We start from the raw sequence: 12,141 nt of genomic DNA on the forward strand, positions 1-12,141 counted from the left end.
GTCTGCCAGGCATTGTTCAGACACTGAACGTGCAGCCCGACATGTGGCTTAGGTCTAAGCAAGACAAGGTAAACAATTAACATGGGCAGCATGCATCCCGTACAGGTTATCGCGGTGACCGGTGGCAAAGGTGGCGTAGGCAAGACCAACGTTTCAGTGAATCTTTCACTGGCACTGGCCGAGCTGGGACGTCGCGTCATGCTGCTGGACGCCGATCTGGGTCTGGCCAACGTCGACGTATTGTTGGGTCTGACCCCCAAACGCACCCTCGCTGATGTCATCGAAGGGCGGTGCGAGCTGCGCGATGTCTTGCTGCAAGGCCCGGGCGGTGTACGCATCGTGCCGGCGGCATCGGGCACCCAGAGCATGGTCCACCTGACCCCGGCGCAGCATGCCGGGCTGATTCAGGCGTTCAGTGACATTGGCGACAATCTCGATGTGCTGGTCATCGATACCGCCGCCGGCATCGGCGAGTCGGTGGTGAGCTTCGTCCGCGCGGCCCAGGAAGTGCTGCTGGTGGTGTGCGACGAGCCCACATCGATCACCGACGCCTATGCCCTGATCAAACTGCTCAACCGCGATTACGGCATGAACCGCTTCCGCGTCCTGGCCAACATGGCCCAGAGCCCGCAGGAAGGACGCAACCTCTTCGCCAAGCTGACCAAAGTCACCGACCGTTTTCTCGACGTGGCCCTGCAGTATGTGGGCGCCGTGCCGTACGACGAATGCGTACGCAAGGCCGTGCAGAAACAGCGCGCCGTGTACGAAGCGTTTCCGCGTTCCAAATGTGCCCTGGCGTTCAAGGCCATCGCGCAGAAAGTCGACACCTGGCCGCTCCCGGCGAACCCGCGCGGCCACCTGGAATTTTTCGTAGAACGCCTCGTGCATCAAACCAGCGCAGGGCCCGTCTCATGACAGCAAGTGGCTATCGCATGTACAGCAAATCGTCCAAAGACTCCCAGTATGAGCTGATCGAGCGTTATGCCCCGCTGGTCAAACGAATCGCCTACCACTTGCTGGCGCGTCTGCCGGCCAGCGTGCAGGTCGAGGATTTGATCCAGGCGGGCATGATTGGCTTGCTCGAAGTCTCGACCAAATACGACTCCACCAAAGGGGCCAGCTTCGAGACGTACGCGGGTATTCGTATCCGTGGTGCGATGCTCGACGAAGTGCGCAAGGGGGACTGGGCGCCGCGCTCGGTCCACCGCAACACGCGCATGGTCAGTGACGCGATTCGTGCAATCGAAGCAAAAACCGGCCGTGACGCTAAAGATCACGAGGTTGCTGCCGAACTTGAAATGAGTCTCGACGATTACTACGGGATTTTGAACGATACCCTGGGCAGCCGCCTGTTCAGTTTCGACGACCTGTTGCAGGACGGCGAACACGAAGGGCTGCACGAGGACGGCGCGAGCCAGTCCCTCGAACCGTCGCGGGATCTGGAAGACGAGCGCTTCCAGGCTGCGCTGGCCGAGGCCATTGCCAACTTGCCCGAACGTGAACGCCTGGTGTTGTCGCTGTACTACGACGAAGAGCTGAACCTCAAGGAAATCGGTGAGGTCCTGGGGGTCAGCGAGTCGCGGGTCAGCCAGCTGCACAGTCAATGCGCGGCGCGGTTGCGCGGTCGTCTTGGCGAGTGGCGCGCACGTTCGTGAATCAGGCGCAGGCCGCGAGGCCTGCGTGTTGCGTGTAAGACCGGCTGTGCAAGACGTGAGCGGGAAGCAAATGAGACACGGCAGGAGTCGGTCGAACCGGGTCGTAGATGATCCGGTTTCGCTGCGCTTGTTCCGGTCGATTCCACCCCCTCTTGATGTTCGGCACAGCCGGTATTGATTGAACGCGCGTTCAGGTGCTGAACGCGTTAAAGACTGCTTGGAGGTCGAATTGGACAAGAACATGAAAATCCTCATCGTTGATGACTTCTCAACGATGCGGCGGATCATAAAAAACCTGTTGCGTGACCTTGGGTTCACCAACACGGCCGAAGCAGATGACGGACTCACCGCATTGCCGATGCTGCAAAGCGGCGCTTTTGACTTCCTCGTCACTGACTGGAACATGCCGGGCATGTCCGGCATCGACCTGTTGCGTCAGGTGCGTGCCGACGAGCGTCTGCGCAGCCTGCCGGTGCTGATGGTCACTGCCGAAGCCAAGCGCGAGCAGATCATCGAAGCCGCTCAGGCCGGTGTGAACGGCTACGTGGTGAAGCCGTTCACCGCGCAAGTGCTCAAAGAAAAAATCGAAAAGATATTCGAGCGCGTCAATAGCTGATGTCCGCTGCGAGGGCGCTATGGATTCCAAAGATTCGACAATGGGTGACTTTGAGTCAACCCTGAAGAAACACGCACAAGAGCTGGTCGCGAGCCTTGAAAAAGGCAAGTTCGGCGATGCCGTGCAACTGATCCATGAGCTTAACCAGACCCGCGACCGCGGCCTGTATCAGGAAGTCGGCAAACTGACGCGCGAGCTGCACAGCGCGATCGTCAACTTCCAGATCGACCCGAACATGCCGCAGGCCGAGGAGGTCTCCCAGATCACCGACGCCACCGAGCGGCTGTCGTACGTCGTCAGGCTGACTGAAAACGCGGCGAACCGGACCATGGATCTGGTAGAACTGAGCACGCCGTTGATGCACGGGCTCACTGAAGACGCCAAGTCGTTGAGCGCCGATTGGGGACGCTTCATGCGCCGCGAGATCAGCGCCGAAGAGTTTCGTGATCTGGCCCGCCGCGTCGATGTGTTCCTGACCCGCAGCGAGAAGGAGACCACCGAGGTCTCTGCGCACCTGAACGACATTCTGCTGGCCCAGGATTACCAGGACCTCACCGGTCAGGTGATCAAGCGCGTGACCACGCTGGTCACGGAAGTCGAGCGCAATCTGCTCAAGCTGGTGCTCATGGCGAGCCAGGTGGACCGCTTCGCGGGCATCGAGCACGACCAGGAAATGTTCCGTCAGCAAAAAGAACAAGAAAAACTTCACTCCAAGGGTGAAGGTCCGCAGATTCATGCCGATAAACGTGAAGACGTTGTATCCGGACAGGATGATGTTGACGATCTGCTATCCAGCCTCGGATTCTGATTCGGTCATTCTGTCTCGGACTTCAGGTTTTCTGTGAAAGTGGCTGCTGGACCCGCGCGCCAATGCTTCGACGAAAGCAATGCGCGCAGGCCGTCAGTGCAGCCTCCGGATCGGTTTGACGGTTAATTTTAGGAGCACCCCCCAATGAGCTTCGGCGCCGATGAAGAAATCCTTCAGGATTTTCTGGTAGAGGCCGGCGAGATTCTCGAGCTGTTGTCAGAGCAGTTGGTCGAGCTGGAAAGCCGGCCTGACGATGCGGACCTGCTCAATGCAATTTTTCGCGGTTTTCACACTGTAAAAGGGGGCGCCGGCTTCCTCCAGCTCAACGAGCTGGTTGAATGCTGTCACATCGCCGAGAACGTGTTCGACATCCTGCGCAAGGGTGAGCGTCGCGTCGACTCGGAGCTCATGGACGTGGTGCTCGAAGCACTCGACACCGTAAACAGCATGTTCGGTCAGGTGCGCGAGCGTTCTGCCGTCACCCCGGCCACGCCTGAATTGCTGGCCGCGCTGGCTCGCCTGGCCGAGCCAGCCTCGGCAGAAGAAATCGCTGCGGCACCGGTGGTGGTTGAAGAGCCGGTCGCTGAAGCGCCGTCCGAAGACATCACCGATCTGGAATTCGAACAGCTGCTGGATTCGCTCAACGCCGTCAAGGCGCAAGCGGCAGGTGCTCCTGCACCGGCTCCGTCTGCGCCTGTTGCCGCGGCACCCGTTGCAGCAGCGCCGGCAGCAGCGGCTTCCGCTGCACCGGCTGGCACGGCGGCCAGCGATGAAATCACTGACGCCGAATTCGAATCACTCCTCGATCAGTTGCATGGCAAAGGCCAGTTCGCCGTTGATGCGGTGCAACCGCCGGCGGCTGTGACGCCGTCTGCCGCACCGGCCAGTGACGAAATCACTGACGACGAATTCGAGTCGCTGCTGGATCAGTTGCACGGCAAAGGCTCGTTCTCGCCGGACGCCGTCGGCGCTGCGGCTCCTGGCGCTGCGGCACCTGCTGCCGCTGCACCTGCCGCGCCGGTTGCGCCCGCCGCTGCGTCGAAAGCCGCTGCGTCGGACGAGATCACCGACAACGAATTCGAAGACCTGCTGGATCAGTTGCACGGCAAAGGCAAGTTCGAACCTGCCGTGGCTGCCGGCGCACCTGCAGCGCCGGCCGCAGCGGCACCGACCAAGAAGCCCGAGCCCGCCAAAGCCGAACCGGCCAAAGCGACGCCTGCTGCTGCAGCGCCGGCCAAAGCTGCACCCGCTGCTGCTCCAGCACCGGCTCGCGCTGCGGCGCCGGCGCCCAGCGAAAAACCGCCGTCTGAAGCGGAAACCACCGTGCGCGTCGATACCGCGCGGCTGGATGAAATCATGAACATGGTCGGCGAACTGGTGCTGGTGCGTAACCGCCTGGTCCGCCTGGGCGCCAACAGCGCCGATGAAGCCATGTCCAAGGCCGTGTCCAACCTGGACGTGGTCACCGCTGACCTGCAGACCGCGGTCATGAAGACCCGCATGCAGCCGATCAAGAAAGTGTTCGGTCGCTTCCCGCGACTGGTTCGCGATCTGGCGCGTCAGTTGAAGAAAGAAATCAGCCTTGAACTGGTGGGTGAAGAAACCGACCTGGACAAGAACCTCGTCGAGGCTCTGGCCGACCCGCTGGTCCACTTGGTGCGCAACGCGGTCGACCACGGTATCGAGTCGCCGGAAGAGCGCGAGGCGTCGGGCAAGTCCCGGAACGGTCGTGTAATTCTGGCCGCCGAACAGGAAGGCGATCACATCCTGCTGTCGATTTCCGATGACGGCAAAGGCATGGACCCTGCGGTCCTGCGTGCCATCGCGGTCAAGCGTGGCGTGATGGACAAGGATGCAGCGGATCGCCTCAGCGACACCGACTGCTACAACCTGATCTTCGCGCCGGGCTTCTCGACCAAGACCGAGATTTCCGATGTGTCCGGGCGTGGCGTGGGCATGGACGTGGTGAAGACCAAGATCGCTCAGCTCAACGGCTCGATCAGCATCAATTCCACCAAAGGCCTGGGTTCGAAGATCATCATCAAGGTGCCGCTGACCCTGGCGATCATGCCGACGCTGATGGTCATGCTGGGCAACCAGGCCTTCGCGTTCCCGCTGGTCAACGTCAACGAGATCTTCCACCTGGACCTGTCGACCACCAACGTCGTCGACGGTCAGGAAGTGGTGATCGTGCGCGACAAGGCGCTGCCGTTGTTCTACCTCAAGCGCTGGTTGATCAGCTCGGCGGCTCACGAGGAGCAGCGCGAAGGCCACGTGGTGATTCTGTCGGTGGGCACGCAACGCATCGGATTCGTGGTGGATCAGTTGGTCGGCCAGGAAGAAGTGGTGATCAAGCCGCTGGGCAAAATGCTGCAAGGCACGCCAGGCATGTCGGGCGCGACCATCACCGGTGACGGCCGTATCGCACTGATTCTCGATGTCCCGAGCATGCTCAAGCGCTATGCGGCCCGACGGATTGGTTAAGCAGGATCGGCTTCGGTAGGGCGGCTTTCGATTTTTGGTGGGACCGGCTTCAGCCGGGAATAGGGCGGCGAAAACACTGTGGATTTTCGGTGTGACACTCGACGCCTTCCCGGCTAAAGCCGGTCCCACTAACGGCATGCGGAGGGCGCCTTGCGAGGTTTTTCAGTGGGACCGGCTTCAGCCGGGAAGAGGGCAGGGTGAACACCCTTGATTTTTCGGTGTGACACCCGACGCCTTCCCGGCTAACGCCGGCCCTACAAATAGACCCGGTCTCGTTTTAAGCGCGAAAAACGGTCCCACTGGCCTGTCTCGTTTCGCCAATGTGACCCAAGCTACGTGATTCAGGGCGTGCGGCCCCTCAGGGTGGCGCGCGCTCTTTGGAGTGTTTATGGCAGTCAAGGTTCTCGTCGTGGACGATTCGGGTTTTTTCCGACGTCGTGTCTCGGAAATTCTCTCTTCGGATCCCACGATCCAGGTGGTCGGTACCGCCACCAATGGCAAGGAAGCCATTGACCAAGCCCTGGCCCTCAAGCCCGACGTGATCACCATGGACTACGAAATGCCGATGATGGATGGCATTACCGCGGTCCGTCACATCATGCAGCGTTGCCCGACCCCGGTGTTGATGTTCTCCTCCCTGACCCACGAAGGCGCCCGAGTCACTCTCGATGCGCTGGACGCCGGGGCGGTGGATTTCCTGCCCAAGAATTTCGAAGACATCTCGCGCAACCCCGAGAAGGTCAAACAGATGTTATGCGAGAAAGTGCACAGCATCTCGCGCAGCAATCGTCGTTTCAGCGGTTACGGCAGCACGCCTTCTGCCACCTCGGCGCCCGCGCCGTCTGCTGCGCCCGCTGCACCGCGCAGCACGGCTGCCGAAGCGCGACCATCGCGTCCGGCGCCAGCCCCTGCGCCTGCGCGTTCAGCCGCGCCGGCGTCGCAGCAGCCTGCAGCGGCGTCCCATCACCACGCGCCGACGTCGGCTGCGCCCAAGCGCAAAGCCTACAAACTGGTGGCGATCGGCACGTCTACCGGCGGTCCGGTGGCCTTGCAGCGCGTACTGACCCAACTGCCAGCCAACTTTCCGGCGCCCATCGTGCTGATCCAGCACATGCCGGCCGCCTTCACCAAAGCCTTCGCCGAGCGCCTCGACAAGCTGTGCCGCATCAGCGTCAAGGAAGCCGAGGACGGTGACATCCTGCGCCCCGGTCTTGCACTGCTGGCCCCTGGCGGCAAACAGATGATGGTCGATGGTCGCGGCGCGGTGAAAATCCTGCCGGGCGATGAACGCCTGAACTACAAGCCCTGCGTCGACATCACCTTTGGCTCGGCGGCAAAATCCTACAGCGACAAAGTCCTCGCGGTCGTCCTCACCGGGATGGGCGCCGACGGCCGTGAAGGCGCGCGTCTGCTCAAGCAGAGCGGCAGCCAGATCTGGGCCCAGGACGAAGCCAGCTGCGTGATCTACGGCATGCCCATGGCGATCGTCAAAGCCGAACTGGCCGACGCCATTTACAGCCTCGACGACATCGGGCGCCACCTGGTGGAGGCCTGCAGCTGATGGATGTCTTGACGCTCATAGGGATCATTCTGGCGTTCGTTGCGATCATTGGCGGCAACTTCCTCGAAGGCGGGCACCTGGGCGCCTTGCTCAACGGTCCGGCCGCGCTGATCGTGCTCGGCGGTACGCTGGCGGCCTGCCTGCTGCAGACGCCCATGAGCGCGTTCAAGCGGGCGATGCAGATCTTCATCTGGATTCTGTTTCCACCACGCATTGATCTGGCCGGCGGCATTGATCGCGTCGTGTCCTGGAGCCTCACCGCGCGCAAAGAGGGCTTGCTCGGCCTCGAAGCCGTGGCGGATTCGGAGCCCGATGCCTATTCGCGCAAAGGCCTGCAGCTGCTGGTCGACGGCGCTGAACCGGCGGCCATTCGCGGCATTCTGGAAGTGGATTTCATCACCCAGGAAAGCCGCGACATTCAGGCCGCGAAGGTCTACGAAAGCATGGGCGGTTACGCGCCAACGGTCGGCATCATCGGTGCCGTCATGGGCCTGATCCACGTGATGGGCAACCTGGCCGATCCCAACCAACTGGGCAGCGGCATTGCCGTGGCGTTCGTCGCGACCATTTATGGCGTTGCCTCTGCCAACCTGATTCTTCTGCCGGTGGCCAACAAGCTCAAGGCCGTGGCGATCCGCCAGTCGCGCTACCGGGAGATGCTCCTCGAAGGCCTGCTGTCGATTGCCGAAGGCGAGAACCCGCGCTCGATCGAACTGAAGCTGCAAGGCTTCATGGAGTGATGGACTGATGGCCCGCCGACGTCACCAGGAAGAGCACGAAAACCACGAACGCTGGCTGGTGTCCTACGCGGACTTCATCACCTTGCTGTTCGCTTTCTTCGTGGTCATGTATTCCATCTCGTCGCTGAACGAAGGCAAATACAAAGTGCTGTCCGAGGCGCTGGTCGGGGTGTTCAACGAGCCCGAGCGCAGCGTCAAACCGATCCCCATCGGCGAGCAGAAGCCGCAGACCGTGAGACCCGCCGATCCGCTGGTTCAGGACAGCGAGCAGACCGACGCCGCGCTGGGCCAGGCTGCAGACGACCCGCTCAAATCCATTGCCGATGACGTCAACGCGGCGTTCGGCGACCTGATCGCTTCCAAGCAGATGACCGTGCGCGGCAACGAGCTGTGGATCGAGATCGAACTCAATTCCAGCCTGCTGTTCGGCAGCGGCGACGCGATGCCGAGCAATCAGGCGTTCGACCTGATCGACAAAGTCGCGAAGATCATCAAGCCGTTCGATAACCCGGTGCACGTCGAAGGCTTCACCGATAACCAGCCGATCAACACCGGGCAGTTCCCGACCAACTGGGAGCTGTCGTCGGCGCGCTCGTCGAGCATCGTGCGCATGCTGGCCATGGACGGGATCAACCCGGCGCGGCTGGCCTCGGTCGGCTACGGCGAGTTCCAGCCGCTGACCTCGAATGCCACCGCCGATGGCCGCGCGCGCAACCGCCGCGTGGTGCTGGTGATCTCGCGCAACCTGGACGTGCGCCGCAGCCTCACGGGCTCGGGCACCACGGCCAACGCAAAACCCGATGCGGCGCTGCGTCGTGCTGGCACACAAACTGCACCGGTCCCGGCCAAGCCGCCGCAAGGCGTCAAATCTTCGTCATCTGCCCCTTAAACCCGGTCGTCGCTTTGGTCGGGGGGAAAACGAGTACATGAGAGTCTGGGCAGTAGCCAATCAGAAAGGCGGGGTCGGCAAGACCACCACCTCCATCGCTTTAGCCGGCTTGCTGGCAGAGGCGGGCAAGCGCGTGGTCGTTGTGGACCTCGATCCCCATGGCTCGATGACCAGCTATTTCGGGCAAGATCCCGATACGCTGGAACACAGTAGCTTCGACCTGTTCCTCAACAAGGGCGTCGTGCCGGACGGTTTGCCTGGCCAACTGCTGCTGCCCACCAGTGACAAACGCATTTCCCTGCTGCCGTCGAGCACCGCGCTGGCCACCCTTGAGCGCCAGTCGCCGGGGCAGAGCGGGCTGGGGCTGGTGATTGCCAGGAGTCTGGCGCAGCTGTGGCAGGACTTTGATTACGCGATCATCGACAGCCCGCCGTTGCTCGGCGTCTTGATGGTCAACGCGCTGGCGGCCAGCCAGCAACTGGCGATCCCGGTGCAGACCGAATTCCTCGCGGTGAAGGGCCTGGAGCGCATGGTCAACACGCTGGCGATGATCAACCGCTCGCGCAAGGTGCCGCTGCCGTACACCATCGTGCCGACGCTGTTCGACCGTCGCACCCAGGCGTCGATGAGCACCCTCAAGCTGCTGCGCGACAGTTACCCGGAGCACGTCTGGAATGCGTTCATTCCGGTGGACACCCGGTTGCGGGACGCCAGCCGCGCCGGTGTGACCCCCTCGCAGTTCGACAACAAGAGCCGTGGCGTGCTGGCTTACCGCGCGTTGCTCAAGCACATGCTCACCGAACAGCTTGTCGGGCAGGTCGCCTAGTGTCCGCTGATCATTATTTGCCGAGCGGCGCGCCTGCACGCTCAAGTCCATCGGCTATGCAGCCGATAGCTGTATCAGGCGGCAATCGCATCACTACTTTTCGGGCTCCCGTATGAACCGCCCCCTGGACATCGCTTCACGACCACAACTGGCGCTGCAGAACTACCTGGACGCGTTGCTGCATGACGCGACCGAGGAGCTGGAGGTCGTCGAGTCCGTCGATGAATTTCAAGCGGCCGTGCTCGAAGAGCAGGCCCACGACGCACGCATGCGTTCTGCCGTTGCGGCAGCGGTGGCTGCTGCGCTGCCCCCTGCGTTGCCGGCGTCGCAGCTTGCTCCCGTGAGCCGGCCTGCGCCGGTCTCGCTCGCCTATACGGCTCAGCCTGAACCGGCCGCCGCGCGGGTGATGGAACGTCCGGTTGTTATGCCACCGGTTATTCTGCCGCCCGCCATCGTGCCGGTGATCGAGCCGGTCGTTGAAGCGCCTGTGGTTGAGGCTCTGGTGGTGGAAGAACCGCCAACGGCGCTGGTCGAGCCGGTGGTTGACGTGCATCTGTCTGCCCAGCGCACACCGACGCCGCCGCCCACTGGCGATGAACGCCCGGCCTGGGCGGCCGAGCCGTTCGAATGCCTCTTGTTCGACGTCGCCGGTCTGACCCTCGCGGTGCCACTGGTGTGCCTGGGTTCGATTTACCCGTTGGCCGGCCATGACTTGACGCCGCTGTTCGGTCAGCCGGACTGGTTCCTCGGGATCCTGCCGAGCCAGGCCGGCAACCTGAAGGTGCTCGACACGGCGCGCTGGATCATGCCGGACCGGTACCGCGACGATTTCCGTCAGGGCCTGCAATACGTTATTTCGGTTCAGGGCTATGAATGGGGGCTGGCGGTGCATCAGGTCAGCCGCTCGTTGCGCCTGGACCCCAATGAAATCAAATGGCGCACCCATCGTGGTCAGCGACCCTGGCTTGCCGGGACGGTGATCGAGCACATGTGTGCGCTGCTGGACGTTTCCGAGCTGGCCGAGCTGATTGCCAGTGGCGCGGTCAAGCAGATGAAGACGCATCAATAAAACATCATCAGATCAACACAGGCCGGCGTACGAAACGTCGACCGCACGGCACAACACGCAAGGGGTTAGGGGTATGAAGAAGTCGTCAGCACAGGGTTCCGAAGATCCGATTCTGCAATGGGTCACCTTCCGCCTGGACAACGAGTCGTATGGCATCAACGTGATGCAGGTTCAGGAAGTGCTGCGCTACACCGAGATCGCTCCGGTCCCGGGCGCGCCAAGCTACGTGCTGGGGATCATCAACCTGCGCGGTAACGTCGTCACTGTCATCGACACCCGTCAGCGCTTTGGTCTGCCGCCGGTTGAAGTCAGCGACAACACGCGTATCGTGATCATCGAGGCCGACAAGCAAGTGGTCGGGATCCTGGTCGATAGCGTGGCTGAAGTGGTTTACCTGCGTCAGTCGGAAGTCGAAACCGCGCCGAACGTGGGCAACGACGAATCCGCCAAGTTCATCCAGGGCGTCTGCAACAAGAACGGCGAACTGCTGATCCTTGTGGAACTGGACAAAATGATGTCCGAGGAAGAGTGGTCCGAGCTGGAGAACATCTGATTGATTCTCGATGTGGCGGTTATTTTTCTGGCGGTGTTGTGGGTCGTGAGCGTCGTGATGTTCATGGCCCATACCAAGCGCCTGCGCACCCTGGCCACGCAGCAGCTGGAGGCGGATTCGCTGCGTGACCAGCGCATCCGCGAGCTGGCCCGGCGCCTGGAAAATTACCAGAGCGGAACGGTGAGAATGGGCGAGGAACTGCACGAGTTGCGTTCCATCATCGCGCTGTTGCCGGACAAGATCACTGCCCTTGAGCAGCGCGATCCCTCGACCCTGTCCTTCGCCCAGGCCGCCCGCCTGGTCGGCATGGGCGCCAGCATCGACGAACTCACCCAGTCCTGCGGCCTGACCCAGGCTGAAGCGCAGTTGATGACCAAGGTGCATGGTCATAATCGGTAGGTGAGGGGGCTGTAGTCGCTGCTTCGCGTGCACGCTCAGTCCCACCCACCATGACGACACCGCGGAATTATCTGCCGATAAATGAACGGTAGGAGTGAGCTTGCTCGCGAACAGAGTCTTTCAACCGCTGGATGTTCAGCGGATGTACCGGCTTCTTCGAGAGCAAGGTGGAGCGCCACCCCGGTCACTCCCACAGGTCCTGCAACAACCGGAAATCCCGAGCCGAATCACCCTCCCGTGGGAGTCGAGCTTGCTCGCGAAGGCTTACTTTCAGCCCCCGAGAAAGTGGCTGAATGTACCGGCCTCTTCGTGAGCAAGGTGGAGCGCCACCCCGGTCACTCCCACAGGCCCTGCAACAACCGGAAATCCCGAGCTGAATCACCCTCCCGTGGGAGCCGAGCTTGCGCGCGAAGACTTACTTTCAGCACCAGAGAAAGTGGCTGAATGTCCCGGCCTCTTCGTGAGCAAGGTGGAGCGCCACCCCGGTCACTCCCACAGGTCCTGCAACAACCGGAAATCCCGAGCCGAATCACCCTCCCGT

General features: G+C 61.9%; 12 protein-coding genes. All 12 read left to right on the forward strand.

The features are described from left to right. Positions 1–81 precede the first annotated feature (81 nt). The 12 genes from fleN to AC07RO_RS11405 all read left to right on the forward strand — a co-directional run bounded on the left by fleN (position 82) and on the right by AC07RO_RS11405 (position 11,600). Positions 82–915, forward strand: a complete 834-nt coding sequence (gene fleN / locus AC07RO_RS11350; RefSeq protein WP_062385964.1) for a flagellar synthesis regulator FleN — start codon at positions 82–84, stop codon at positions 913–915. Then, positions 912–1,655 (forward strand): RNA polymerase sigma factor FliA, encoded by a 744-nt coding sequence (fliA, locus tag AC07RO_RS11355; RefSeq protein WP_074892894.1) that lies wholly within the window; start codon positions 912–914, stop codon positions 1,653–1,655. The genes fleN and fliA overlap by 4 nt, the downstream gene beginning before the upstream one ends. A 241-nt stretch (positions 1,656–1,896) precedes the next feature. Further along, entirely contained in the window at positions 1,897–2,271 is a 375-nt protein-coding gene (locus AC07RO_RS11360) for a chemotaxis response regulator CheY (protein ID WP_172612850.1), read from the forward strand. A 19-nt stretch (positions 2,272–2,290) separates the two neighbouring features. Continuing rightward, entirely contained in the window at positions 2,291–3,079 is a 789-nt protein-coding gene (locus AC07RO_RS11365) for a protein phosphatase CheZ (RefSeq protein ID WP_192174157.1), read from the forward strand. Positions 3,080–3,223: 144 nt separating this feature from the next. Continuing rightward, positions 3,224–5,563 carry a chemotaxis protein CheA gene (locus tag AC07RO_RS11370; RefSeq protein WP_495086047.1) on the forward strand — a complete coding sequence of 780 codons (2,340 nt, stop codon included), beginning with the start codon at positions 3,224–3,226 and terminating at the stop codon, positions 5,561–5,563. Positions 5,564–5,951: 388 nt separating this feature from the next. Then, complete coding sequence (locus AC07RO_RS11375; protein WP_423574632.1) at positions 5,952–7,124, forward strand: protein-glutamate methylesterase/protein-glutamine glutaminase; 1,173 nt, start codon at positions 5,952–5,954, stop codon at positions 7,122–7,124. Beyond that, positions 7,124–7,864, forward strand: coding sequence for a flagellar motor protein (locus AC07RO_RS11380; RefSeq protein ID WP_133775877.1), 741 nt, complete (start codon positions 7,124–7,126; stop codon positions 7,862–7,864). Before AC07RO_RS11375 ends, AC07RO_RS11380 begins: the two co-directional genes overlap by 1 nt. Positions 7,865–7,871: 7 nt before the next feature. Then, positions 7,872–8,753 (forward strand): flagellar motor protein MotD, encoded by an 882-nt coding sequence (gene motD / locus AC07RO_RS11385; RefSeq protein WP_346626664.1) that lies wholly within the window; start codon positions 7,872–7,874, stop codon positions 8,751–8,753. A 37-nt stretch (positions 8,754–8,790) separates the two neighbouring features. Further along, on the forward strand, positions 8,791–9,579 hold the full coding sequence (locus AC07RO_RS11390) for a ParA family protein (RefSeq protein WP_192174161.1): 789 nt from the start codon (positions 8,791–8,793) through the stop codon (positions 9,577–9,579). Positions 9,580–9,691: 112 nt separating this feature from the next. Then, positions 9,692–10,648: a CheW domain-containing protein gene (locus tag AC07RO_RS11395; RefSeq protein ID WP_495086048.1), complete on the forward strand. Its 957-nt coding sequence runs from the start codon at positions 9,692–9,694 to the stop codon at positions 10,646–10,648. Positions 10,649–10,721: 73 nt separating this feature from the next. Further along, the gene (locus tag AC07RO_RS11400) at positions 10,722–11,201 is read left to right on the forward strand and encodes a chemotaxis protein CheW (RefSeq protein WP_065987319.1); all 480 of its coding nucleotides are present in this window, start codon (positions 10,722–10,724) and stop codon (positions 11,199–11,201) included. Further along, on the forward strand, positions 11,202–11,600 hold the full coding sequence (locus AC07RO_RS11405; protein ID WP_192174163.1) for a DUF2802 domain-containing protein: 399 nt from the start codon (positions 11,202–11,204) through the stop codon (positions 11,598–11,600). Positions 11,601–12,141 lie beyond the last annotated feature (541 nt).

The sequence above is a fragment of the Pseudomonas sp. GW821-FHT07F05 genome, assembly GCF_059418765.1.